The organism is Pseudomonas cucumis, assembly GCF_030687935.1.
Classification (GTDB): Bacteria; Pseudomonadota; Gammaproteobacteria; order Pseudomonadales; family Pseudomonadaceae; genus Aquipseudomonas; species Aquipseudomonas cucumis.
In genome coordinates, this window is sequence record NZ_CP117454.1 from 3368634 (window position 1) to 3392995 (window position 24362).

Annotated in this window: 21 protein-coding genes; 8 read left to right on the plus strand and 13 right to left on the minus strand. The window is 60.8% G+C overall.

All coding sequences use genetic code 11. The annotated features are described in order from the left end of the window. Nucleotides 1-102: 102 nt before the first annotated feature. The 7 genes from PSH97_RS15320 to PSH97_RS15350 all read right to left on the minus strand — a co-directional run bounded on the left by PSH97_RS15320 (nt 103) and on the right by PSH97_RS15350 (nt 6502). Nucleotides 103-1113 (minus strand): YeiH family protein, encoded by a 1011-nt coding sequence (locus PSH97_RS15320; protein WP_305445655.1) that lies wholly within the window; start codon nt 1111-1113, stop codon nt 103-105. Then, the gene (locus tag PSH97_RS15325) at nt 1110-1436 is read right to left on the minus strand and encodes a Rieske (2Fe-2S) protein (RefSeq protein WP_217857747.1); all 327 of its coding nucleotides are present in this window, start codon (nt 1434-1436) and stop codon (nt 1110-1112) included. The genes PSH97_RS15320 and PSH97_RS15325 overlap by 4 nt, the downstream gene beginning before the upstream one ends. After that, on the minus strand, nt 1433-2098 hold the full coding sequence (locus PSH97_RS15330; RefSeq protein WP_305445656.1) for a DsbA family oxidoreductase: 666 nt from the start codon (nt 2096-2098) through the stop codon (nt 1433-1435). The genes PSH97_RS15325 and PSH97_RS15330 overlap by 4 nt, the downstream gene beginning before the upstream one ends. Further along, a complete protein-coding gene (locus PSH97_RS15335; RefSeq protein WP_305445657.1) occupies nt 2095-3426 on the minus strand; it encodes an MFS transporter in 1332 nt (443 codons plus the stop codon). Before PSH97_RS15335 ends, PSH97_RS15330 begins: the two co-directional genes overlap by 4 nt. 92 nt (nt 3427-3518) lie before the next feature. Continuing rightward, complete coding sequence (locus PSH97_RS15340) at nt 3519-4571, minus strand: BKACE family enzyme (protein ID WP_038980143.1); 1053 nt, start codon at nt 4569-4571, stop codon at nt 3519-3521. Between the two features lie 87 nt (nt 4572-4658). Beyond that, on the minus strand, nt 4659-5507 hold the full coding sequence (locus tag PSH97_RS15345) for a TauD/TfdA dioxygenase family protein (protein ID WP_305445658.1): 849 nt from the start codon (nt 5505-5507) through the stop codon (nt 4659-4661). A 14-nt stretch (nt 5508-5521) separates the two neighbouring features. Next, entirely contained in the window at nt 5522-6502 is a 981-nt protein-coding gene (locus tag PSH97_RS15350) for a quinone oxidoreductase family protein (protein WP_305445659.1), read from the minus strand. 238 nt (nt 6503-6740) lie between these two features. Between PSH97_RS15350 and pdxR the strand changes: the two genes are divergently transcribed. The 6 genes from pdxR to PSH97_RS15380 all read left to right on the plus strand — a co-directional run bounded on the left by pdxR (nt 6741) and on the right by PSH97_RS15380 (nt 14055). Continuing rightward, a complete protein-coding gene (gene pdxR, locus PSH97_RS15355; RefSeq protein ID WP_305445660.1) occupies nt 6741-8246 on the plus strand; it encodes a MocR-like pyridoxine biosynthesis transcription factor PdxR in 1506 nt (501 codons plus the stop codon). A gap of 112 nt (nt 8247-8358) precedes the next feature. Then, nucleotides 8359-9429: a sugar phosphate isomerase/epimerase family protein gene (locus PSH97_RS15360; RefSeq protein ID WP_305445661.1), complete on the plus strand. Its 1071-nt coding sequence runs from the start codon at nt 8359-8361 to the stop codon at nt 9427-9429. 47 nt (nt 9430-9476) lie between these two features. Then, a complete protein-coding gene (locus PSH97_RS15365) occupies nt 9477-10742 on the plus strand; it encodes an MFS transporter (protein WP_305445662.1) in 1266 nt (421 codons plus the stop codon). A gap of 556 nt (nt 10743-11298) precedes the next feature. Further along, nucleotides 11299-11469: a hypothetical protein gene (locus PSH97_RS15370; protein WP_305445663.1), complete on the plus strand. Its 171-nt coding sequence runs from the start codon at nt 11299-11301 to the stop codon at nt 11467-11469. A 592-nt stretch (nt 11470-12061) separates the two neighbouring features. Further along, complete coding sequence (locus tag PSH97_RS15375) at nt 12062-13108, plus strand: aromatic ring-hydroxylating oxygenase subunit alpha (RefSeq protein WP_305445664.1); 1047 nt, start codon at nt 12062-12064, stop codon at nt 13106-13108. Further along, the gene (locus PSH97_RS15380) at nt 13105-14055 is read left to right on the plus strand and encodes a PDR/VanB family oxidoreductase (RefSeq protein WP_305445665.1); all 951 of its coding nucleotides are present in this window, start codon (nt 13105-13107) and stop codon (nt 14053-14055) included. Before PSH97_RS15375 ends, PSH97_RS15380 begins: the two co-directional genes overlap by 4 nt. A gap of 11 nt (nt 14056-14066) precedes the next feature. Here PSH97_RS15380 and PSH97_RS15385 read toward each other — a convergent pair whose 3' ends face one another. From PSH97_RS15385 to PSH97_RS15405, 5 genes are all read right to left on the minus strand, one after another. Then, entirely contained in the window at nt 14067-14780 is a 714-nt protein-coding gene (locus PSH97_RS15385) for a GntR family transcriptional regulator (protein WP_305445666.1), read from the minus strand. 93 nt (nt 14781-14873) lie between these two features. Then, on the minus strand, nt 14874-16115 hold the full coding sequence (locus tag PSH97_RS15390) for a thiolase family protein (protein WP_305445667.1): 1242 nt from the start codon (nt 16113-16115) through the stop codon (nt 14874-14876). Beyond that, on the minus strand, nt 16112-17995 hold the full coding sequence (locus PSH97_RS15395) for a feruloyl-CoA synthase (protein ID WP_305445668.1): 1884 nt from the start codon (nt 17993-17995) through the stop codon (nt 16112-16114). Before PSH97_RS15395 ends, PSH97_RS15390 begins: the two co-directional genes overlap by 4 nt. Nucleotides 17996-18151: 156 nt before the next feature. Further along, a complete protein-coding gene (locus PSH97_RS15400) occupies nt 18152-19600 on the minus strand; it encodes an aldehyde dehydrogenase (RefSeq protein ID WP_305445669.1) in 1449 nt (482 codons plus the stop codon). Between the two features lie 129 nt (nt 19601-19729). After that, entirely contained in the window at nt 19730-20560 is an 831-nt protein-coding gene (locus PSH97_RS15405) for a p-hydroxycinnamoyl CoA hydratase/lyase (protein ID WP_008012977.1), read from the minus strand. A gap of 375 nt (nt 20561-20935) precedes the next feature. Here PSH97_RS15405 and PSH97_RS15410 point away from each other — a divergent pair, with 375 nt between their 5' ends. Next, complete coding sequence (locus PSH97_RS15410; RefSeq protein WP_305445670.1) at nt 20936-21424, plus strand: MarR family winged helix-turn-helix transcriptional regulator; 489 nt, start codon at nt 20936-20938, stop codon at nt 21422-21424. Between the two features lie 57 nt (nt 21425-21481). On the opposite strand, the gene PSH97_RS15415 is transcribed toward PSH97_RS15410, so the two are convergent. Continuing rightward, complete coding sequence (locus PSH97_RS15415; protein ID WP_305445671.1) at nt 21482-22792, minus strand: OprD family porin; 1311 nt, start codon at nt 22790-22792, stop codon at nt 21482-21484. Nucleotides 22793-23126: 334 nt separating this feature from the next. On the opposite strand from PSH97_RS15415, the gene mhpT reads away from it, so the two are divergent. Then, complete coding sequence (mhpT, locus tag PSH97_RS15420; RefSeq protein ID WP_305445672.1) at nt 23127-24344, plus strand: 3-(3-hydroxy-phenyl)propionate transporter MhpT; 1218 nt, start codon at nt 23127-23129, stop codon at nt 24342-24344. The last annotated feature ends 18 nt before the right edge of the window (nt 24345-24362 follow it).

Sequence of the window (24362 nt, forward strand, 5' to 3'; positions counted from 1 at the left end):
CGGCGACTGCTGGTACAGTCGCCGCAAAAGAACCGGTGTCTGTGACACCGGCGAGGAGTCCTGTGGCGAGGGAGCAAGCTCCCTCGCCACAGGTTTGTATGCCTACATTCCCCAGCGCAGCAACAGCAACACCAGCACGACAAGGAACACCGTCTCCCCCACCATCAGCAGGATCGGCTTGATGCCCACCGCCGCCAACTCCTTGAGCTGGGTCTTCATGCCCAGGGCACTGATGGAAACCACCAGGCACCAGCGCGACAATTCATTGACCGAACCCTGCACCACCGGGGCTATCCAACCGGTGCTGTTGATACAGGCCAGAATCAGAAACCCGACCGCAAACCATGGCAGCAGCGGCGGTCGTTTGCCAGCTGGGTCGGCGCCCTGCATGCGGGTAATCATCGCGGCGCAGACGATCACCGGCAGCAACATGGCAACGCGCATCAGCTTGATCACCGTGGCCGTATCGCCGGTCTCGGTCGACATGCTGTAACCGGCGCCGACCACCTGGGCGACATCATGGATGGTCGCCCCCAAGAACACGCCCGCCACTTGTGGCGACAACGATAGCCAGTTGGCAATCATCGGGTACACGATCATCGCCAGGGTCGACAGCGCGGACACCCCGATCACCGTGAATAATGTCGCGCGTTCTTTCTGCGGATGGTTGGGCAATGCCGCCGCCAGCGCCAACGCCGCCGATGCACCACAAATCGCGGTGGCCCCACCGGTGAGCATGCCGAACAAACGCTGGAATCCCAGGGCCTTTGCCGCGATCACCGAGACGCCAATCGTCACCACCACCACAATCACTACCAGCGCTACAGGCTTCCAGCCCAGCGCGGCAATCTGTTCGAGCGTGATGCGCATGCCCAGCAACGCCACGCCAATGCGCAACACCGTGCGGGCCGTGAATTCGATGCCGGCCTTGCAGGCGCCGTCATCGGCCAGGAAGTTCAGCGCCATGCCCAACAACAAGGCAAACAGCATCACCGGCGCGCCGTAATGCTCGGACAAAAAGGACGCGGCCGCCGCCACGATCAGGCTGACGACAAAACCCGGCGCCAGTTCGCGCGTTCGGCTATGGATACGGGTAAGCGCGATAGCGCTCATGGCACGGACTCCTCGGGAACGATAACGATGAATGCCTGGCCGTCGATGATCTCGACCGGGTAGTTGGCGACTTTGAGCTGGGTTGAATTGAGCAAGTAACCGCTGCGCAGATCGAAGCGCAGGCCGTGGGCGCAGCACTGAATCACCCGCCCCTCAAGGCGCCCTCCACACAGCGAGGCGCCTTGGTGCGGGCAACTGTCGTCAATGGCGAACAGGTCACCTTCAACGTTGAATAACGCCAGGCTTTTGCCATCGAATTCGAACAGCGCACGACCACCCGCCTGCGGGAGTTTTCCGGCAGGCACAGGGACACGAAGACTCATGCCGGTTGCCGCCCGCGATGACTTTCAAGCAAGGCTTCGCACATGGCGGCAAGTAGCGCCTCGGCAGGTTGTGCGCCCACCACCGTCAGGCGATGGTCGAACTGAAAACTGGGCACGCCACTGGAGGCTCCCGCCTCGTTGCCGACGTAAGGATCGCCGTCGCCTTGCAGGAAGGAGACCATGGCATCAGGGTCGAAACCACACGACTGGGCGATGGCGAGCAAGGTCTCCTGGCAGCCCAGATCTTCACCCAACTGAAAATAGGCCGCGAACAAACGCTCAAGCAAAACATCGCATTGGGCGCTATTGCCCAGTACGCTCGCACGCTCCAGCAAGCGATGGGCGTCGGCGGTATTGGGCATGCGGGCGATGCGGCTCAAATCGATGGGCACACCCACCGCCATCGCAGCCTGCTGCACCTGGGCCTGGCGCATCGCTACGGCTTCAGGACTGCCCAGACGCTTGAGGTAAAAATCGGCGAAAACCCCACCCAGTGCCGGCAGCTGCGGCAGCAATTGCACCCCGTGCCACACCGTCGTGATTTCCACGTCGGGCTGCTGTAATCGCAGCAGGTCTTGCGCGCGCTCCAGTTGACGCTTGCCGATCAGGCACCACGGGCAGATGAAATCGAAAAACACATCAATACGTAAACGACCACTCATAACTTCACCTCTAACGCCGCTTTGCCAATCGAATCGAGGATTTGCTCGCCTCGAAGCCGGGCGATGTCCTTGTGGTAATGACACCTGGCATAAAAAAACACGGCCGCAGCCGCGATGCTGACCAGTGGCACCCACTGAAAAGCAGCCTGCAAACCGATGAGATCGGACACCCTGCCGGTGATGAATGGCCCAGGCGCCAGCCCCAGCATGTTGTTGGCCAGGGTCAGTGTGGCGAACGCTGTGCCATGGACCGAGTAATGGGTCAGGTTGGCAACCATGGCTCCGCACGGGCCGGTCGTGCCGGCGGCAATCAACATGCCCAGGCAGATCAGCGCCAATTGCACAGGCCCTGCCGGCAGCGCGAATGCCGCCGACAACAGCAGGCAACTGCCCAGGCAATACGCGATGGCCAAAGCGACTTTGCGCTCCGGCGAATGGCGACACAGTCGATCACTGAGCATGCCGCACAGGATCATCCCCGCTCCGCTGCACAGCACGATGATCGCCGCGACTCCACCCGCCTTGTCGGTGGCCATGTCGTAGTAACGATTGAGGTAACTGGGCATCCACACAATGACGGTGCCGCCGACGAACAATTGCAAGCCACTGCCAATGTAGGCAGCGATCACCGAGCGGCTGGAAAACAGCGTACGCAACGGACGCTTGACCGCGGCAGCTGCCTTGTTCGCCGCCTGAGCGGCACGTTGCGGCGCAATACGTGCTTCCTTGACGATGATCGGGTAAAGCACCGCCAGCAGCAGGCCGAACAGCGCCATGCCGGCAAACGACCAGCGCCAGCCAAGCTTGGCGGCGATGGCACCGCCCAGCGCCATACCCAATACCGAACCGAACATGCCGCCCGCCATGAAGGCACTGGCCAGGGTTGCACGCATGTGTTTGGGAAACACCGAAATCACCACCGCGATGCCGACGCTGCCGTACGCTGCTTCGCCGACGCCGACCATGAATCGTGCAATGAACATCTGCTGATAGTCCTGCGCCAATGCGCAGCCCAGCGTCGCCAGACTCCACAGCAAAGCCATCAGCGCCAGGCTCTTGACCCGGCCGAAGCGATCTGCCAGCAATGACAGGGGAATGGTCAGCAGCCCCACCATCAGGGCGACAATGCCACTGAGCAGGCCGAGCTGACCGTCGCTCAGGGCCCATTCGCCCTTGAGCATCGGGAACACCGCGTTCAATACCTGACGCGACATGTAATCGGAAATCAACAAGCCGAACGTCAGTGCAAAGACGATCCAGGCGTACGTGCGCGCAACGCCGACGCCACTGCAGTCATCATCGTCTGCAGCGATTGGGTGAAAGGCCATACAGCCTCCTCAAAGCTTTGTTTTATTGTTGTTATCAAGCGTGTTGCAGTGCAGCGAGCGGGAGGCCATTGACCGCCCGCTTCGCCTGCCGATCAGCCGCGTTGCGGCACACCTTTCTGCCCGGCCTTGCGGTTGGGGGCCATGCCATTGGCCAACAGGGTTTCTTCGATGCTTTGGTACTGCACGCCGATGCGATAGATCTCGCGGGCTTCTTTGCCCGTGGCGATTTCGCGACCCAGTTCATGGGCGATGCGTACGGTTTGCTTGATCTGCGCAACTGAGCCGAAACGATCGCCCTTGTGATCAATGATAGTGTCTTCATTGCCCACACGCGGGTGCATACCCATGGCCATCGACATGGTGTTGAACGGCATGACGTTCTTGAGCAGCGACTCGGAGGTCAAGGTGCAACCGTCCGGCGCGCGGTGAATGAAGTTGAAGAAGTTAAACGGATTGGGGCCATCGAAACCGCCGCCGATACCGATCCACGTCAGGTTCAACGGGCCCTTGTAGACGCCCTTGCGCACCAGACGCTCAAGGGTTTCCATGGCATGCATGCCAGTCAGCTGGAAGTGCGGCTGGATGCCGTTGTCCATCAGACGCTTAAGGTGCTCGGCGACCCAGGCCGGGCCCGCCGGTACGGTCATCTCGCTGTAGGCCGCCTGATAGGCAGGATTGGCCAGGGACGTGCCTTCCAGGTATTCCGGATACAGCAGCTCCATGATGTTCATCTGGGTGGTGTTGATGGCCACCGTGACCTGATCCGGTTTTGGCGTCAGCTCGGCCAGCATGTGCCGCGTATCGTCAGACAGCCACTTGGCGGCTTCACCATCGCTTTCCGGGGCGAAGGAAATCGAACCACCGACCTGGATGATCATGTCCGGCACGGCTTCACGCACACCGGCGATCAACTCGTTGAACTTGGACAGACGTTTGGAACCCTTGCCGTCCAATTCACGCACGTGCAGGTGCAATACCGTTGCACCCGCCTCATAACAATCAACCGCCTTCTGCACCTGCTCGTCCATGGTCAGCGGGATGTCCTCGGGAAAGTCTTCCGGCATCCACTCGGGGCCATACGGGGCCACGGTGATCACTACCTTTTCCATGTTTTCCGGGTGCAGGGAATCGTCGAAGAATTGCATGAGTTACTCCTGTTCTTATGATTGTTGCGCCCACCCGGGATCGTGCCGGGCAGGCGTGTCTACGAGAGCGAATGCAGCGGCGGTCGATCAGTACGTCTTGTCGCCGATAATGCCGGCGCGTTCCATCTTGCGATGGCACGGCGGGTAATCCATGACGGCGTAGTGCTGGGTACTGCGGTTGTCCCAGATGGCGATGCTGTTGGGTTTCCAGCGCCAGCGCACCTGATACTCGGGGATGTAGGCCTGGCTGATCAGATAGCGCAGCAGCTCACTTGCCCCCGGGTTGGCGTCCTGGCCGAAGCGCACCCGATCGGGGGTGTGGTAGTTGCTCAAGTGGGTGGTAAAGGCGTTGACGAACAGCACCTTCTCCAAGGTTTCCGGGTGGGTACGCACCACCGGGTGCTCGGCATCCGGGTACATCGCCTTGAGCGCCAGACGCTTTTCGATCGGCATGGCGGCACCGAAACTCGCTTCGATGCTGTGGCGCGCGCGCAGGTCAGCGATCTTCACCTTCACGTCTTCCGGCAAGCGCGCATAGGCCTCGACCATGTTGGCCCACATGGTGTCGCCGCCCACCGGCGGGCACTCTACGCAGCGCAGCACGCAGCCCATCGGCGGCGCCTCGCGCCAGGTCGCGTCGGTGTGCCAGGCGTTTTCGTAGCGGTCCATCGGCTGGTCCGGCCGCTTGTAGATGCGCACCAACCCTGGATGATCCGGATCACTGCCGGCCACCGGATGATCCTCCAGTTCGCCAAAGCGCCGGGCGAATGCCACGTGCTCGGCGCGAGTGATGTCCTGATCACGCAGGAACACCACCCGATGCTTGAGCAACTGAGCACGAATCTCGGCAAAAAGACCGTCGTCATGCACCGCGTCGGCGAGGTTGACGCCCACCAGCTCCGCACCAATGCTGCAGGTCAATTGTTCGACTTTCATGGCAGACGACTCCCTTAAATGACGAAAATCGATGAGCCCGTGGTCTTGCGTGACTCCAGGTCGCGATGGGCCTGCACGGCATCCTGCAAAGCATAGTGCTGGTTGATCTCGATCTTGATCCGACCGCTGCCGACAAGGTCGAACAACTCGCCCGCCAACACGGCTTTTTCCGTCGGGTCGGCGATGTAATCGGCCAGGGCCGGACGCGTCATGAACAGCGAGCCTTTCATCGCCAGCAGTACCGGATCAAAGGCCGGGATCGGACCGGATGCCGTGCCGACGCACACCATCAAACCGCGACGCTTGAGCGAATCCAGGGAGCCCATGAAGGTGTTCTTGCCGACACTGTCGAACACCACGTTGACCCCCACGCCGTCCGTCAACTCGCGAACGCGCTGGGCGACGTCTTCATGGCTGTAGTTGATGACATGCTCGCAGCCATGGGCCCGGGCAATGTCACCCTTGGCCTCGGTGGACACGGTGCCGATGACGTTCAGGCCGAGCAGCTTGGCCCACTGCGAAACGATCAGGCCTGCACCACCGGCAGCGGCGTGCAGCAGAATGCTGTCGCCGGGCTTGAAATCGTAAATGCGCCGCATCAGGTAGGAGGACGTCAAGCCGCGCATGGTCATGGCCGCGGCGGTCTCGAAACTGATGGTTTCCGGCAGTTTGATCAGGGGCGCGGCCGGGATCAGACGCTCGGTGCTGTAGGCACCCAGGGTATTGAGAAAACCGGTGTAGGTGACGCGATCACCGACGTGTACGTTGGTCACCCCTTCGCCGATGGCCTGGACCACACCGGACGCTTCAACCCCCATGCCGTTGGGCATCGGAATCGGATAAGTGCCATTGCGAAAGTAGGTGTCGGCATAGTTCAAGCCAACCGCCACATGACGAAGACGAACCTGGCCTGGACCGGGATCGTTGACTTCGACGTCTTCATAACGAAGGACTTCGGGACCACCGGTTTCGTAGAAGCGTACGGCTTTGGCCATTTTTTCTTATTCTCCAGTCTCAAGTTGGGCGTGCTGCGTCGAATTGCGCTGATTGGACTGTAGGACGCCGCCTGGCGGGTCGCTTCTCATCAGACGACAATGGCTTTTCATTTCATGACAGAGTGCGCTGCATCAATGCCTGCGATGGATGACTTATCCAGTGCCTCTCGATACCCTGCGCAGCTCGGTGCCTGACGGTATTGCAGGTAGACCCTCACTTCCTCCAGACGAGCATGTAATGAAATCCCCTGCAGGTTTGCTGCTGTCGGCTATTGAGCTGGACCGTGCCAGCGCTATCCCCCTGTATCGCCAACTCTATTTGCAGATTCGCAAACAGATTCTCAGCGGAAAAATGCAAGGGGGCGCACGCCTGCCGTCGACGCGGACCCTGAGCAAAGAATTGGCGCTGTCGCGGATCACCATTCTCAATGCTTTTGATCAGCTGATTGCCGAGGGTTTCCTGGCCTCGCGCACCGGGGCGGGCACCTATGTCGGCAATGAGTGGGAGGGTCGAGGGATGGCCGACGAAGAGCAGCGTCAGCCACCGCGCCTGTCCGACCTGAGCCAGTCCATGTTGTCGTTGCGCAGCAGTCACTTTCGCGGGGTTTCCTATACCGATTGGGACCCCGCGACCCCCACCTCATTCCTGCCCAGCCACAGTACCTACGACGCGTTCCCGCTCGCGGTGTGGCGGCGCTTGATGAACCGCCACCTGCTCAAGCCGACCAAGGCCATGCTCGGCTATGGCGAACTGCAAGGGTTACAGGCCTTGCGCGCGGCGATTGCCGAGTACGTCTTTGATGCCCGTGGCATCGACTGCAGTGCCGAACAGGTCGTGATCGTGTCCGGCGCGCAACAAGCCTTTAACCTGCTGGGCATGCTGTTGCTCAATCCGCAGGACAGCGCATGGATGGAAGACCCGGGACACATCGCGGCGCGCATTGCGTTGCAGGCCCAGGGAGCTCAGGTGGTGCCGTTGCGGATCGATGAACAAGGGATTGATATTCAGCAAGGCCTGGCCGAGTGCCCTGACGCCCGCCTGGTGTTTACCACGCCTTCTCGCCAACACCCCTTGGGCGTGACCATGAGTTATGCGCGGCGCCAGGCACTCATCGACTGGGCTGCGCAGTATCAGAGCTGGATCATCGAAGACGATTGCGACAGTGAATTTCGCTACAGTGGCCGCCTCCTCCCCGCGCTCTACGCCATGGACCAGATGGCTCGTGTGATCTACGTCGGCACCTTCAGCAAAGTCCTCTTCCCTTCGCTAAGACTGGGTTACGTGATACTGCCGCAAGCTCTGGTCGAACCCTTCTGCACCCTGCGCGCGGTGATGGATCGCAGCCCGCCCACGCTTCTCCAGGCGACGACGGCCGACTTCATGCGCGAAGGCCACTTCCTCGGCCATATTCGCCGCATGCGTGCGCTGTACCAGGCTCGCCAGCAAGCACTGGTCGAGCAACTTCAGCAACAGCTGGGCGGATTCTTCAACATCACCCCGGTGGAAGCCGGCATGCACCTGATCGCCTGGCTGCCGCCCACGCTCGATGACGATGCCATCGCCAGGGAACTGACCCGGCACAACATCCACACCTATGCCCTGAGCGACTACTGCCTTGAGCATGTCCTGCCACCTGCCCTGCTCATCGGTTTCGCCGGTACGCCTGAGGGCCAGGCGCAGGAGCGCGTCGAAGCACTGGCCCGGGCCTTGAGCAAAATGGGATACCTGCAGCCAGCCCCTTGAAGCAAGGCAAGTGGTCTTATGATTTAACTGGAAGTGGATCTATCGAGAGTTCCTGACTGGCGCGATAAAGACTGCGCCGGCAGACCCGGCGTCTGAACCAGGAACGACTCGAATGAACAATAAGATCCAAGAGCGATTCAATGCCTTGCTCAGCCACAAGGCGGCCGAGGCCGGAACACCTCCCCTGCTGACTGAAGCACTGGCCCGCCAACTGCTCGACCGCCTTGGGCAGATGCGCTTGTTTGCCCATGCCTATCCCTTGCTGACCAACCTCACCCATGGCCGTGTCACGCCTGCGGACCTGCTCGATTTCGCCTATCGCCACGAGCTGCAGGGTCTGAGCCTGCACTTGCTCGACGGCGAAGAAAACAGCCTGAGCCAAATGGCGCCCGCGCAGTTGCAAGCGTTTGCCGACAAGGCCACTGCGCTCGGACTGGATGTACATCTGGAAATCAGCAGCACGCTGAAAAACGATGTCGATCAGGTGATTGCCATCGCCAAGGCACTTGGGGTTCGCAACATACGCGTTTACTCACGCTACGAGGGACCACTGTCACAGGTCATGGACGTCATCGAATCCGACCTGCATTACCTCGCGCAGCAGGCCGACGAGCACGACCTGTACTTCGACTTCGAGCAGCATGAAGAGCTCAAGAGCGCCGAGATCGCGCAACTGCTGAACCGACTGAATCACCCTCGCCTGCACGCCTTGTTCGACTTCGGCAACATGATCAACGCCTGCGAACAGCCTCTGCAGGCGCTGCGTACCCTGGCGCCGCACATACGCCAGACCCATCTCAAAGGTGTGCGCATCGTCCCCGAGCAAAACGGATTCGGCCATTACGGCGTGCTGCAGGGCAGCGACGATGACGACCTGCCAAGCGCCCGCATGCTGTTCGAACTGTTGATGCTCGGCGACTCAACCGCGCAAGTGATCGCCTTCATCCTTGAGCAGGAAAATCACTACGTGGCCCCGGCCTTCCGCCAGACCTTTGAGGCTGCCGATCCGTTCATTGCGTACCGGGAAATGAGTGACACGCCACTCCCGGACGGCTACTCGCTCGAACGAATGCTCGCCGACGAACACCGCTGGGCGAACAACCAGGTCGCGTATGTGCGAGGCCTGCTGGCCGAGTTCCGAACCCTGGCCGAGTTGGCCTTGGACAACCGCAAAAACGACTGAACCTGACGTAACAACCGGCACGGCTTATCCAAGCCTGGAGAACAATAATGACAACTCGTGACAAGGCCAAATGGCTCAGATTCCTGATTCTCATCCTCGGTGGTGGCACCATCTACAAGCTGGCGAACCTCAAGGACGCCTTCTATATCCCCATGCAAGAATTCATGGGCTTGAGCCACACTGAAATCGGCATGTTGCTGAGCGCCAACGCCATTATCGCCACCGCACTGTTTGTCGTCGGCGGTCTTCTGGCGGACCGCTACGACACGCGCAAACTGATCCCCATCGGCCTGATCGGTACCGGTGGCCTGGGGCTGTACCTGGCGACCTTTCCACCGTTCAGCAATCTGCTGATCGTGTTCAGCCTGCTGGCCGTGTGCGCCGATTGCATCTTCTGGCCCTCGCTGCTCAAGGCCATCCGCAATCTGGGTGACGATCAGGAGCAGGGACGGTTATTTGGGCTGTTGGAAGGTGGGCGTGGCGTCATTGACACGCTTGTGGCTTTTTCGGCGCTGGGCGTCTTCGTGGCCATGGGCTCCGGCGAAGCCGGGCTGAAGTCGGCAATCCTCTTCTACTCGATCATCGACATTCTTGCCGGAACGCTGACCTGGTTCCTGCTCAAGGGCGGCAGCGCGCAGTCGATTGCCAAGCCGAAGAACAGTTTGGCGAATCTGTTCGAAGCCATCAAGGTGCCGGGTATCTGGCTGGTCAGCCTCAACGTGTTCATGGTCTACATCGTCTACTGTGGCCTGACCTATTTCATTCCCTACCTCAAGGAAATGTACGGGCTGCCCGTGGCATTGGTGGGCGCCTACGGCATCATCAATCAGTACTTCCTCAAGATCCTCGGTGGCCCCGCCGGTGGTTTCATTGCCGACAAGCAGTTCAAGAGCACCAGCCGCTATTTGAAGTGGGCATTCCTGGCCTTGCTGCCGCTGATGGGCGTCATCCTGCTGATCCCGAAAAGCCCGGGTTTTATCTATGCGGGCATGGCTGCCACGCTGTCCTTCGCGCTGATTGTGTTTTCCATGCGCGGCGTATTCTGGGCGCCCATGGGTGAAGTCGGCATCCCTCAACACATCACCGGTTCAGCCTTCGGTATCGGCTGCCTGATCGGCTACGCACCGGGCATGTTCGCTTACGTCATCTACGGCGCAATCCTCGACCATTTCCCGGGTCAGCAAGGCTACAACTACGTCTTCAGCTTGATGAGCGTGTTGGCCATGCTTGGCTTCATGGTGTCCAGCCTGCTGTACAAGACTGTTCGGAATAAATCCATGGCTCCCAGCGGGATCAGCGCAGCGAACGCCTGAGCATTGACCTGCAATCAGGAGCAGCACTGCGTAGTGTTTCCTTCTGGAAAAGTCACGCTCATGAAAAAGGCCAATGCGGTGAGCATTGGCCTTTTTCATTGAGCCGTCCGGACGGGTTCGCTATAGCGCACACGTCGGCAGCCGCTGTCATCAAATGTCAAACCACTGACGTTCAATGAAAAGCAGTCCACTTGTGCGTGACGATACTGGCTTTCTCAGCGACGTCGAACAGCGAAGCGAAACCCCACTTACACATGAGCTCGATGCCTCCCACTAACGGGGGGATATCCCAATGCCGCCTTTCGCGCAGTTGAATCCCGACGATCTGCACACCCTGACGACATTCATTCTGGATCAGTAAGCCTGCTCCCGGCTCGACTGGGCAGAGGCTGAAATCTGCGGCGCGATTACTTGCTCCACACTTGGCAACGAACTGTGGGCTAACAGCTGATCTAGAGCAATTCAAGCCTGGAAAGATGAACATGCCTTCATGCAAGCGCAGCCGCAGGTGTCTACCCTAAAGTTTCCGACATAGTGAATACAGGAGTAACCCACAATGTTCTCGCACGAAGGTGCTGGCCTGATTACCCTTTACATCGTCATGGCATCGATCGCTTTAATTGTGATCGCTCATGTTGTTCATACTCACTGGCAATACCATCAAAAGGGTATGCGTGATCAATCTCGCAGTCGTTCATACGATAAGGGCAAGCGAATCTGCGACTGATACACCTACGTGTTGAATGTCTCTATCGAGGAGCCCGGTACCGCCCGGGCTTTTTTATTTCCTGTACGAATCCCCGGTAACGCGTCCGCCACCCTCCGCAGTAGCCTCCTGCAAGCCCAAGGACTGGGACTGGGTTAAAACTGAGCCCCCTAGTCAAATCACAAACCGCTGTCGCCAAAATTGACATCAACCCTGCACTGGCTAGTTCAAGCCGTGCGATTGCCTGCTCCTCCTTAGCGCCCGGATCAAATCAAATGACCATTTAGTCGATACGAATCACCCGCCAATGCTGTTCAGTCAAACCATGTTCGTTGAGCAATGGCCGGAAAAAGGATCTGGTATTCACTGCGCGGCAAAGCCGCGAAGCAGTGGTCCTGGGTACCTTCGGCATTCTTGCGACGGCGATCGCCCACTCGGCGTGATCGCAACCAATACGGAGTTGAAATCCGTGATGATCCGCTATTGATCCTGAGGGTTACACAGCCCTTATTGGATCCATTAAATCATTAATAAACAGAACTAGTTTGACAAAACCCCATAAATCATAATTAATGGATCCACTAAACAACAAAAACAACCTTGGAGAATCTCCATGTACCCCAAGAACACCTGGTACGTCGCCTGTACGCCCGATGAAATCGCCGACAAGCCGCTGGGCCGTCAGATCTGTGGTGAAAAGATGGTTTTTTACCGTGGGCACGAGGGCAAGGTGGCGGCTGTCGAGGACTTCTGCCCCCATCGCGGCGCGCCGCTGTCCTTGGGTTATGTGGAAAACGGCAACCTGGTGTGCGGCTATCACGGCCTGGTGATGGGGTGCGACGGCAAGACCGTGGAAATGCCTGGGCAACGGGTTCGCGGCTTCCCGTGCAACAAGACATTCGCCGTGGTCGAGCGCTATGGATTTATCTGGGTCTGGCCCGGCGATCAGGCGTTGGCCGACCCGGCGCTGATACATCACCTGGAATGGGCGGTCAGCGATGAGTGGGCCTATGGCGGCGGCCTGTTCCACATCCACTGCGACTACCGCCTGATGATCGACAACCTGATGGACCTGACTCACGAAACCTACGTTCACGCATCCAGCATCGGCCAAAAGGAAATCGACGAAGCGCCGCCGGTGACCACGGTCGAAGGCGACGAGGTGGTCACCGCCCGCCACATGGACAACATCATGGCCCCGCCCTTCTGGCGCATGGCCCTGCGCGGCAACAACCTGGCCGACGATGTGCCGGTGGACCGCTGGCAGATCTGCCGCTTCACCCCGCCCAGCCATGTGCTCATCGAAGTCGGCGTGGCCCATGCCGGCCATGGCGGTTATCACGCTCCCCGGCAGTTCAAGGCGTCGAGCATCGTCGTCGACTTCATCACGCCGGAAACCGAGACCTCGATCTGGTACTTCTGGGGCATGGCGCGCAACTTCAATCCGCAGGATGAAGCCTTGACCGCGAGCATTCGCGAGGGACAGGGCAAGATTTTCAGCGAGGACCTGGAGATGCTCGAACGCCAGCAACAAAACCTGCTCAGCCATCCCGCGCGCAACTTGCTCAAGCTCAATATCGACGCTGGCGGCGTGCAGTCGCGTCGCGTTCTGGAGCGCCTGATCGCCAAGGAGCAAGCCCCGCAGGAGTCAATGGCATGATCGAAGTGCTGGTGGTATCGCGCAACAACGAAGCCCAGGACATCTGCAGCTATGAGCTGGCCAGTGTCGATGACCGACCGCTACCGACCTTCAGCGCCGGTGCCCATATCGATGTGCACCTGCCCGGCGGCCTGATCCGGCAATACTCCCTGTGCAATCACCCTGAAGAACGCCATCGCTACCTGATTGGCGTGCTCAAGGACCCGGCCTCCCGGGGCGGTTCACTGGCCATGCACGAGCAGATCCGTCCCGGCATGCGCCTGCCGATCAGTGAGCCGCGTAACCTGTTTCCGTTGGCCCATGAAGCCAGGCGCAGCCTGCTGTTTGCTGGCGGTATCGGGATCACGCCGATCCTGTGCATGGCCGAACGTCTGGCGCACAGTGGCGCGGATTTCGAGCTGCATTACTGTGCCCGATCACGGGACCGTGCGGCCTTTGTCGAACGCCTGCAACACTCGCCTTTTGCCGACCGGGTATTCCTGCATTTCGATCAGGAACCCGACACTGTGCTGGACGCGGCGAAGGTTCTGGCCACGCCACACAATGACGTTCATTTATATGTGTGTGGTCCCGGCGGTTTTATGCAGCATGTGCTGGACACGGCCAAGACCAAAGGCTGGCAGGAGCAATGCCTGCACCGCGAGTACTTCGCCGCCGCCCCCGTCGACACTGGCGCCGATGGCAGCTTCTTGGTCAAGGTCGCCAGCAGCGGTCAGGTCTTCGAGGTGCCGGCCGACAAGAGCGTAGTGCAGGTGTTGCAAAACCAGGGCATCGAGATCGCCATTTCCTGTGAACAAGGCATTTGTGGCACTTGCCTGACTCGGGTGCTGGAGGGTGTGCCGGAGCATCGCGACCTGTTCCTCACCGAGGATGAACAGGCCTGCAACGACCAGTTCACCCCTTGCTGCTCGCGCTCAAAAACGCCGCTGCTGGTGCTGGACATCTGAAAGAATCGCGCCTATTCCGAGCGGAGAATGACCTTCATCCGCTCTTCGGCCGTCGCCGAGCCGAATATCTCGGCATAACGCAACGTGGCGTTGGCGTGCTCGCGCATGATCGCTTCGGCACGCGCCCCCTGGCGGTTGACCAGGGCATCGAACACCGAATGGTGCTGCATGTGAGCGTAGTTGAAACGTCGGTATTCCCGGACCATGTCGTTGCGGTCCACGGCCAGGGCAGTCACCGAAGCGAAGGGCAAATGATCGTTGCGCGCCAGGGCGTCGGCGATCGCCGGGTTATGGCTGCCTTCGACGATCACCTCGTGAAAGCGCATGTTGAGGTCGTGATAGACCTCCAGGTCTTCTATGGTCACGTACCCTTTATCGAACAGCTGATCGCCCTGCATCAGGCACTGTTCGAGGGTTGTCCGGGCTTCGTCCGAGAGCCCGCGCTCGGCGGTCTGACGCGCCGCCAGGCCTTCGAGTACGCCCCGTACTTCGACCGCACCGGCAATGTCATCGGGGCTGACCGAACGCACCTGAAACCCACGCCCGCCAAAGCGCACCAGCAAGCCTTCCTGCTCCAGGGTGCGGAACGCCATGCGCACCGGCATTCGTGAAACACCGAACAGTTCCGCCGTGGGGATTTCCATCAGCCGCTCGCCAGCCGCCAGCTCGCCCGAGGCGATCATCTTGCGCAACGCGACCAGCACCGTTTGACCGGGCTTACTCATCCAGGCAACTTCCAGAAAAGGTGGGTCTGCATAGTAACGCAAGACAGTGACGCAAGGATTGGGCTGACTGCAGCAAAAGCCTCGGGTTTTAATTCAGCCTCGATACGCCGGGTTTTCGATCAGCAGAGCCATGCCCTGCCCGCCACCGACACACGCGGCCGCAATGCCATAACGCAGATTACCCTCGCGCAATTGCCTGGCCAGGGTCAGCATCAGACGCAAACCCGTGGCGGCCAAAGGATGCCCCAAAGCAATCGAGCCGCCCCGCCGGTTGAGTCGGTCACCGTCCAGTTCAAGCGCTTGGGCCACAGCCAATACCTGAGCGGCCTGGGCCTCATTGATTTCCAGCAAACCGATTTCGCCAAGGGTCAGCCCGCTGCGTTGCAGCAGCAACTGGATGGCTGGCGCCGGCCCTATGCCCATGAATTCCGGTGCCACGCCCACCACGGCACTGGCCCGCAAATGGGCCAACGCCGGACGCCGGGCCGCAGACGCTCGCCCTACCAACGCGGCCGCCGCGCCATCGACCACCGCACAACTGTTGCCGGCCGTTTGCACACCGCCGGCATGCACCGCCCGCAACCGGCCCAAGGTATCGAGATCGGTGGGTCGCGGATGACTATCGCGAGTCACGCGGTCTACACCCCGTGGCAACTGGATACTGCGTGACTGATAGCCGGCCAGTTCAAAGCGCTCATTGCCGAGCGCCACCAGCTCCGGTTCAAACCAACCCTCGGCCTGAGCCTGCAGCGCCAGTTGATGGCTGTCGAGGGCGAAGCGATCCACCTCTTCGCGGCTCAGACCATGCCGCCGGGCCAGGTTGTCGGCGGTGGTGATCATGTCTACGCCCGGGGCCGGGTCGTAGAGGGCTTCCCAGAGAAAGTCCTTGAACTCCACTCCCGCACCGAGCCGGAAACCGCCTCGGTGGGTGTAGGCGGCAATCGGGTTGCGCGACATGGATTCGGCCGCCACGCACAGGGCCAACTGCACGCCGTCATCCAGCTGCCTGGCGGCCTGCCGCAAGAGTTCGAAACCGGTGGCGCAGATGCGCTGCACGCCCAGTGCTGGAGTCTCTTGCGGCACGCCACTGTAAAGGCCGATATGCCGAGGCAGCAGGTAAGCATCAAAACTGGCCTGAGCCATGGAGCCGGCGAGCACGCTATCAACCGAGGATGGATCGATAGCGGCGCGGGCCAGCACCTCGCGCCCGACCTTGATCCCCAAGTCGATCGGCGAAACCTGGGCCAAGGCCCCGCCGAGATCGACCCAAGGCGTGCGCAGTGCTTCGAAAATGGCCACATCGTCAAAGCTCGAATACTGCCCCGCGCCACTCACGGCAGAGGTCCGGCACGCAGGATGGAAGGTTCTTCGCCGCGATACAGCGCCTCGACCTTGTCGGCACGCCACTGCAACACCGCGCGCTGGTTGATCGAGCCCTTGTCGGTGATTTCCCCGCGGTCGATAGAGGCGGGTTCGTCGAGCAGCGCGATCCATTCCAGGCGGCTGGCATTACCGGTGGCATCGCGGTTGAGCCGTTGCAGCCAATCGCTGAACCACTGACGCACCGGCGCGCTGGCCAGGACTTCGGCATCGCTGGCGTGCGCACTCAAACCGGCCAGACGTCGGCATTCGTAAAGCCTGGGGAAGACCAGCGCACCCAGACACTCACGGTCCGGCGCCGCCACCACCAAGTCCTGAACATAGGGCGAGCCCTCGAGCACCGCGCGATTGCGCAACGGGCCGACGCTGACAAACACGCCGGAACTCAGTTTGAAGTCCTCAGCAATGCGCCCGTCGAACATCAGCCCCAGTTGCGGATCACGGGCGTCGGCCAGTTTCAGCGCATCGCCGGAACAGTAGAAGCCCTGCTCGTCGAACACTTCGGCGGTCTGCTGTGGTGCACGCCAGTAACCCGGCATGATGTGCGGCCCGCGAAAACGCCCTTCCAATTTTCCATCCACCGGCACCAAGCGCACTTCGCAACCGGGTGCCGGCAGGCCGATGTAACCGGCCATGGACAGCGGCCCGGTGGTGAACGTGCAGGACGGGGCCGCCTCGGTCATGCCGAGCCCGGCCATCATGCGAATGCGTTCGCCACAATGCTGTTCGGCGACCCGGTCCAGGCGATCCCAAACGCGTTGGGACAAACCGGCGGCGGCGAAGAAGAACAGCTTCATGCGCGAGAAGAAACATTCGCGCAACTCTTCGTCCTGCTCCAGCGCGTTGACCAGTTCTTCCCAGCCCTTGGGCACGGTGAGGTACGCGGTGGGCGATATTTCCTTGAGGTTGCGCAGTGTTTCAGCAAAACCCTGGACAGTCGGCTTGCCGTCGTCCAGGTAAAAGGTGCCGCCGTTGTACAGCACGATGCCGACGTTGTGGCTGCCGCCGAAGGTGTGATTCCACGGCAGCCAGTCCACCAGCACCGGAGGTTCTTCGCCGAACACCGGGAAGGTCTGCAACAGCATCTGCTGGTTGGCGCAGAGCATGCGCTGGGTGGTGACCACCGCCTTGGGCAACTTGGTGGAGCCTGAGGTAAACAGAAACTTGGCGATGCTGTCCGGCCCGGTAGCCGTGAAGGCGCAATCGGCCTCGGCGCCGCCGGGCTGTGCCAGCAGACTGGCAAAGCTTGCCTGATTGCGGCCGGGAATTTGCCCGCGCACGGTAATCAGCGGCGTATCGGCCGGCAGCACCGCGTCGATTGCCCGCTGATAGGTCGCGGCGTCGCTGACGAACACCAGGCCCGGTTGCAGCAGGTCGCAGACATGCCGCAGCTTGGCGAAATCCTGGGACAACAATGAATAGGCCGGGGAAATCGGGCTATAGGGAATGCCGGCGTACATCGCGCCCAGGGCCATCTGCAAATGCTCGATGTCGTTGCCCGAGAGGATCGCCAGCGGGCGCTCTGCCGAAAGCCCATACCCCAATAGGCTTTGGGCAATGGCACGGACGCTGGTCAGCATCTCGGCGTAACTCACCCGGCGCCAGTCGCCACCGTTCTGGCGAGCAGCAACAAAGGTCTGTTGCGGGCGCACATGGGCCCAATGCACCAGGCGATCCAGCAAACGTACAGGCAACTTGGCCAAGGGTTCCAGGGAGCGCATATGCAGGATGCCCTGCTCTTCGCTGACCTCGACCGCAGGATGACCGATGGACACCTGGCGATAGCGCGGCGCTTTGGCTTCGGTCTGGGGTGGCGATCTGAATTCGGAACTCACGTGCTTGTCCTCCATCAAGGCACGCCACCGGCTCGCAGCGATGCGTTCAACCGGGGCATGGCAGCCTGTGGCTGCAGCCTTGTTATTGTTATATCTGGCCTGCACGCGGGCGGCGACCGCTCTCAAGCGCTCGTCGCCCGACGCTGCGGCGGCTGCTCAGATCGGGTAGTGCCGCGGTCCGTTCTGCAAGGTCACCCAGCGTAATTGGGTGAAGTGCTCGATGGACGCCTTGCCGCCAAAACTGCCATAGCCGCTGGACTTGACCCCGCCGAACGGCATCTGCGCCTCGTCGTGCACGGTCGGGCCGTTGATATGGCAGATGCCAGACTCGACCCGCTGGGCCAGGGCCAAAGCACGGCCGGTGTCGCGACTGAAGATCGCCGCCGACAAGCCGAACTCGGAATCGTTGGCCAGACGCAACAGTGCTTCATCGCCCTCGCCGCGCAACACAACCGCCACCGGGCCGAAGGACTCTTCGCGGTACAGGCGCATGGCATCGGTGACGCCGTCGAGCAAGGTCGGCTGCAAAATGCTGCCCTCCAGCTGGCCACCCGTGACCAGGGTTGCACCCTTGTCGAGGGCATCGTCGATCAACCGTTTGATGCGTTCACCGGCGCTACTGTCCACCAGAGAACCGAGCACCGAACCTTCGGCGTTGGGGTTGCCAGCGGGCAAGGTGGCGATCTTCGCCGCGAGTTTGGCGATAAAGGTATCGGCCACTTTGGCATCGACAATCAGGCGCTCGGTGGACATGCAAATCTGCCCCTGGTTGAAGAAGGCGCCGAAGGCCGCCGCCTCCACCGCCGCGTCCAGGTCGGCATCCTCCAACACCAGGAACGGCGCCTTGCCGCCCAGTTCCAGCAACGCCGGTTTGAGATGACGTGCCGACAATTCACCGACGATGCGCCCGACATGGGTCGAGCCGGTGAAGTTGACCCGACGCACCGCCGGGTTGGCGATCAGCCGCTCGACAATCGCCGCAGCATCCTGGGGCGCGTTACTGATGACGTTGACCACGCCATCCCCGAGGCCAGCGTCCTGCAACACCTGGCCGATCAGCCGGTGCACCGCCGGGCTCAGTTCCGAGGCCTTGAGCACCACGGTGTTGCCGCAGGCCAGCGGCATGGCGATGGCGCGGGTGGCGAGGATCACCGGGGCGTTCCAGGGCGCGATGCCCAGCACCACGCCGCAGGGTTGACGCAAGGCCATGGCGAAACTACCGGGCACATCGGAGGGAATAACTTCGCCGGTGATCTGGGTCGTCATGCACGCGGCTTCACGCAGCATGTTGGACGCCAGATGCACATTGAAACCGTACCAGTTGGCCATGGCGCCGGTCTCGCCGGCGGCCGCGATGAATTCTGCGCTGCGGGCCTGCAACTGCTCGGCCGCACGCAGCAACCGGGTGCGTCGTTCATTGGGGGCCAGGGCCGCCCAGGTGGGGAATGCCGCTTTGGCCGCGGCCACGGCGGCGTCAGCATCTTCCAGGGTGGCGGCGGCAACCCGCGACACGATTTCGCCGGTCACCGGATGACGCCGTTCGAAGGTTCGACCGTCTCGGGCGGGGCACGACTGGCCGCCGATCAGCAGGGGCACGTCCAGCATGGTGATTCCTCTTTATTGTCTTTATCGGGAATACGTTCGAGGGGTTCACAGTAGCGCCTGGGCGCCGGGGCGAACAGCTGGCGGACGCTCGATCGCCCGGCCAGCTCGCCTTGATTTCAACGCCGGAATTCAGCGCTTGTAAGCCTGCAAACCGGGCTTGATGCTCTTGTCGTCGAGGAACTGCTTCATGCCCTGCTCGCGGCCACCTTCGGTGTCCAGCAGGCGCGACTGATCGAGCTTGGCGTACAGGTAATCTTCGTTCTGCTCCCAGGTCAGTTCGCGGCAACGCTTGAAGCCATGTTTGGCCGCGCGCAGCACCACCGGGTTTTTCTCCAACAGGTTACGCGCCAGTTCGATCGTCACTTCACGCAGTTGTGCCAGCGGTACGCTCTCGTTGACCAGGCCCATCTCGGCGGCTTTCTGCCCGCCAAAAGTCTTGCCGGTCATGATGTAGTACAGCGACTGGCGATGGCCCACGGTGTCGGCCATGGCCTTGCTCACCAGGTTGCCCGGCGGGATGCCCCAGTTGATTTCCGACAGGCCGAAAGTCGCTTCATCGGCGCAGATCGCCAGATCGCAGGCCACCAGCGGGCTGAAACCGCCACCGAAGCACCAACCGTTGACCATGGCGATGGTTGGCTTGGCATACATGCGCAGCAGTTTCCATTGCCATTGAGAGGCTTCACGGCGAATTTTTTCTTGCAGAATTTCCGGGCCGGCGTCCACTTCGCGGAAGTATTCCTTGAGGTCCATGCCGGCGGTCCAGGCGTCGCCCGCACCGGTCAGCACCAATACGCCGGCGTCCGGATCCTGCTCCAGGGTTTCCAGAACGTCGATCATCTCGCGGTTCAGGGTTGGGCTCATGGCATTGCGTTTTTCCGGGCGGTTGAGGATGACCCAGGCGATGCCTTCCTCGATTTCCACTTTGACCGTTGTCCAGCGACCTTCGTAATTGCTCATGGCGTTGCTCTCTTGTTCTTGGCTTGACGATGGGTAAAAACTAAACCGCAAATATAGTTATGTCAATTAACTATTAATAAAATTAACAAAACATTTTCTGTCCCGAAAACCAATGCGAATCAGTTAAGCCGTATTGCGATCTGTAGCAGCTGGCGAAGCCTGCGTTTGGCTGCGTAGCAGCCGTAAAATCAGAAATTGCGGTGAGTCAGACAGCGTGCGTCAGCCGGACTCACGACTGCTTCGCAGCCGAACGCAGCCTCGCGGGCTCGGCAACTGCTACAAAGAGTGCGTCGCGACTGAAGTCGTGGCTATCCCCCGCCAATCTCGGCAAACTAGATAGCCTTCTTAACCGCCAGCCCGAGGAACTACCCTGCAATGGCCAAGTCTTCCACGATTGCCGCCGCCCCCGAGGCGCCTGCCGACAGCGCCGAAACCCAGGCGTCGCTGGACTCCGCCCTGGACGACCTGATCGGTTACGCCATGCGCCGGGCGCAGCTGAAACTGTTCCAGAACCTGATTGGCCGGCTCTCGGCCCACGACTTGCGCCCGGCGCAGTTCTCGGCCCTGGCGATCATCGACCAGAACCCCGGGCTGATGCAGGCCGACCTGGCCAAGGCACTGGCTATCGAGCCACCGCAAGTGGTGCCGCTGCTGAACAAACTGGAAAGCCGGGCGCTGGCGGTGCGAGTGCGCTGCAAGCCGGACAAACGCTCCTACGGGATTTTTCTCAGCAAGACCGGCGAGGCTCTCCTCAAGGAGCTGAAACTGATCGCTGCCGAGAGCGACATGGATGCAACGTCCAACCTCGACAGCCAGGAACGCGAAGAACTGCTCAGGCTATTGAAAAAGGTCTACCAGGCCTGAAACGCCAATGCCGGCGCATTCCTGGGGAACGGCCGGCTTCATGACAGGTAAAACGACTTACCAGATCGGCACGGTGTAGAGCACCAGAAAGCGGGTCTGGTTTTCATCGCGAAACGCCGCGCCGGCGGGGAAGTCATTGCGATAGATCGACTTGCGCGCCATCAGCCCGACGTTCTTCAGCGGGCCACTCTGGATCACATACCCCAGTTCCATCTGGAATTCCCGCTCCTTGCGGTCATCGGCATTCAGCGCCGCCAGTTCGATATGGTCACCGCGCACATAACGTAGCCGGCTCTTCAGGCCGGGCACCCCGGCGGCGGCGAAGTCATAGTCGTAGATCGCCTGCCAGGTCCGCTCCTTGGCATTGAGAAAGTCCGAGCTCATGGTCAGCTCGCTCATGCCCATCAACTCGGTGCCCGACACATAAGGCGTCGCCGTGTCGCCACTGGCGTGCATATAGCCCAGGCTCAGGCGATGGCCGCCCAAGCGGTAGCCGAACAGCGCCGAGAGGTTGCGGTTGTCCACCTTGCCGGCCTTGGCGCTACCGTCCTCGTCGCTGAAAAAACTGCGCAGGTCGGTGGTCAGCGTGCCCTCGCCCACCTGTAGGTTGTGCAGCAGCGCCAGGGTGTTCTGCTGGTACAGGTCCGCCACTTCGGCGTGATAGGCACGCAGGCTCAGATCCTTGTTCACCTGGTAATCACCGCCGACGTAGGCCATGTGCGATGAGGTGGCCGCGCCGTTGAAACGCCGGTTCGGCGAGGCGATGCTCATCGGCTGGTAGTCGGTGGAATCACGCTTGTTGATGCGATCGATGTAGCCAGTGTTGAAGGTCAGTCCGTCAATGTCCTTCGAACTGAGGGTGGTGCCGCGAAACGTCTGCGGCAGCAGCCGTGATGGACTGGCGAACGCGAACGGCAGGAAGATCGATACGTCGCCGGTCTTCACGGTGGTCTGGGCAAAACGCATCTTGGCGGTCATGGCCAGGCGCGAATACTCGTCCGCCGCCCGTTTGTCGCCGCGGGATACCGGCAGCAACTCGGTGCCGCTACGATCCGGCGACGAGTCCAGCTTGACCCCCATCAGCCCGCGAGCATCCAGGCCGAAGCCGACAGTCCCCGGGGTAAAGCCCGACTCCACATTCATGATGAAACCCTGAGCCCATTCCCTGGCCGCGGTTTTCGCCCCGTCATCCTTGTAGTCGCGATCCAGGTAGTAATTGCGCAAGGTCAAGGTACCGTGGCTGTCGTCGATTAAGCCTTCGGCCAGCGCCGGGGTGGCAATCAAACTCAAGCCCAACAGGATCAGACAAGGTGCGCGAACAGGTAAGGCTGAAGTCGCCGCAAGGGCGTTCCAAGGGAGCTTTGGCATGTTCGATGTCCACTTATTGTTGTTGTTTTTGAACGGGATCGTCTGGGTTGTCCCAGGGATCCCCGGCCAGAGAATGGAAACAGCCGAGGGGTGGCGTCAATCCACAATGACCGATAAACGAACATTAATATTATTATCTGTTTTTTAGATCATTCTTCACCGATACGTCATGACATTGATTTTAATAAGATTAATGCCATTTTTTGACCAAAAACCTTGGTCGTTCATTTTTTAGTTATCTTTGTTAATCTTAATTCCAGCCTGTCATCGCTTGAGGCGAGCAGGCTCGCGCTCACCCGTCAGCACACTCACAAAAACAATAATGAGGTTCGCCATGGACACCCCATCACGTCGTACGACGCTGACCATCGCCCTGTGTTTTATCGTTGCACTGATTGAAGGCTTCGACCTGCAGGCTGCCGGCACAGCCGCTGCGGGCCTGCGCCAGACTTTTGCCCTGGACCCGAAAATGATGGGCTGGGTATTCAGCGCCGGCATCATCGGCTTGCTGCCGGGCGCCTTCTTCGGCGGCTGGATCGCCGATCGCATCGGCCGCAAAAAAATCCTCATCGGCGCCGTGCTGCTGTTCGGCGTGTTCTCGCTCAGCACTGCCTACGTCAGCACATTCTCCAGCCTGCTGCTGGCGCGCTTCATGACCGGCCTGGGCCTGGGCGCCGCCCTGCCCAACCTGATCGCCCTGTGCGCCGAAGCCGTGGGTGAGCAACGTCGCGGCACCGCGATCAGCATCATGTATGCCGGCGTGCCGTTGGGCGGCGCACTGGCGGCGGTGGTCGCCATGCTGTTCGCCGAGCATTGGCAGATGACCTTCATCATCGGTGGTCTCGTGCCCTTGCTGGTGGTGCCGCTGATGGTCCTGCTGCTGCCCGAGTCCAGCGCCTTTCGCCAGCAACAAGGCAGCGTCAACGTGGCGCGCGCGTCAACCGGCCAGGCGCTGTTCGGCGAAGACCGGACCCGCGTCACCCTGGCGTTGTGGCTGAGTTACTTCTTCACCCTGACCGTGATGTACATGCTGCTCAACTGGCTGCCATCGCTGTTGCTGGAACAGGGTTTCAGCAAACCCCAGGCTGGCCTGGTGCAGATGCTGTTCAATATCGGCGGCGCCCTCGGTTCCCTGCTCGGTGGGCTGCTGCTGGATCGCTGCAACGGCATCAAAGTGGTGCTGTTTGTCTACGCCGGGTTGCTGGCGGCGCTGGCCGGGGTCGGCCTGTCGGTGGGCATCGTCCCTATGGGCATCGCCGGGTTTGCCGCGGGGCTGTTTGTGATGGCGGCGCAACTGGTGCTTTATGCGCTGGCACCGCCGTCGTACCCAACCTCGGTGCGTGCCACCGGCGTCGGCGCAGCAGTGGCCATCGGTCGCTTGGGGTCAGTCGCCGGGCCCTTGGCCGCTGGGCAGATTCTGGCGGCCGGAGCCGGCACCACCGGGGTATTGCTGGCGACCTCCCCCGGATTGGTGATTGCAGCACTGACCATCATTAGCGTGATTGCCCGTTCAGCCCCACTGACTGTATCGATGGAAAAGGCCAAGGCCTGATTCCCATCAGTTAAAACG

What these genes read in the sequence shown, in the direction of transcription:
- PSH97_RS15335 (WP_305445657.1), bottom strand. Translation starts at nt 3,426, where the DNA reads ATGGCCTTTCACCCAATCGCTGCAGACGATGATGACTGCAGTGGCGTC.
- PSH97_RS15380 (WP_305445665.1), top strand. Translation starts at nt 13,105, where the DNA reads ATGATCGAAGTGCTGGTGGTATCGCGCAACAACGAAGCCCAGGACATC.
- pdxR (WP_305445660.1), top strand. Translation starts at nt 6,741, where the DNA reads ATGAAATCCCCTGCAGGTTTGCTGCTGTCGGCTATTGAGCTGGACCGT.
- PSH97_RS15330 (WP_305445656.1), bottom strand. Translation starts at nt 2,098, where the DNA reads ATGAGTGGTCGTTTACGTATTGATGTGTTTTTCGATTTCATCTGCCCG.
- PSH97_RS15400 (WP_305445669.1), bottom strand. Translation starts at nt 19,600, where the DNA reads ATGCTGGACGTGCCCCTGCTGATCGGCGGCCAGTCGTGCCCCGCCCGA.
- PSH97_RS15415 (WP_305445671.1), bottom strand. Translation starts at nt 22,792, where the DNA reads ATGCCAAAGCTCCCTTGGAACGCCCTTGCGGCGACTTCAGCCTTACCT.
- PSH97_RS15340 (WP_038980143.1), bottom strand. Translation starts at nt 4,571, where the DNA reads ATGCAATTCTTCGACGATTCCCTGCACCCGGAAAACATGGAAAAGGTA.
- PSH97_RS15345 (WP_305445658.1), bottom strand. Translation starts at nt 5,507, where the DNA reads ATGAAAGTCGAACAATTGACCTGCAGCATTGGTGCGGAGCTGGTGGGC.
- PSH97_RS15360 (WP_305445661.1), top strand. Translation starts at nt 8,359, where the DNA reads ATGAACAATAAGATCCAAGAGCGATTCAATGCCTTGCTCAGCCACAAG.
- PSH97_RS15365 (WP_305445662.1), top strand. Translation starts at nt 9,477, where the DNA reads ATGACAACTCGTGACAAGGCCAAATGGCTCAGATTCCTGATTCTCATC.
- PSH97_RS15350 (WP_305445659.1), bottom strand. Translation starts at nt 6,502, where the DNA reads ATGGCCAAAGCCGTACGCTTCTACGAAACCGGTGGTCCCGAAGTCCTT.
- PSH97_RS15385 (WP_305445666.1), bottom strand. Translation starts at nt 14,780, where the DNA reads ATGAGTAAGCCCGGTCAAACGGTGCTGGTCGCGTTGCGCAAGATGATC.
- PSH97_RS15375 (WP_305445664.1), top strand. Translation starts at nt 12,062, where the DNA reads ATGTACCCCAAGAACACCTGGTACGTCGCCTGTACGCCCGATGAAATC.
- PSH97_RS15405 (WP_008012977.1), bottom strand. Translation starts at nt 20,560, where the DNA reads ATGAGCAATTACGAAGGTCGCTGGACAACGGTCAAAGTGGAAATCGAG.
- PSH97_RS15370 (WP_305445663.1), top strand. Translation starts at nt 11,299, where the DNA reads ATGTTCTCGCACGAAGGTGCTGGCCTGATTACCCTTTACATCGTCATG.
- PSH97_RS15325 (WP_217857747.1), bottom strand. Translation starts at nt 1,436, where the DNA reads ATGAGTCTTCGTGTCCCTGTGCCTGCCGGAAAACTCCCGCAGGCGGGT.
- mhpT (WP_305445672.1), top strand. Translation starts at nt 23,127, where the DNA reads ATGGACACCCCATCACGTCGTACGACGCTGACCATCGCCCTGTGTTTT.
- PSH97_RS15410 (WP_305445670.1), top strand. Translation starts at nt 20,936, where the DNA reads ATGGCCAAGTCTTCCACGATTGCCGCCGCCCCCGAGGCGCCTGCCGAC.
- PSH97_RS15320 (WP_305445655.1), bottom strand. Translation starts at nt 1,113, where the DNA reads ATGAGCGCTATCGCGCTTACCCGTATCCATAGCCGAACGCGCGAACTG.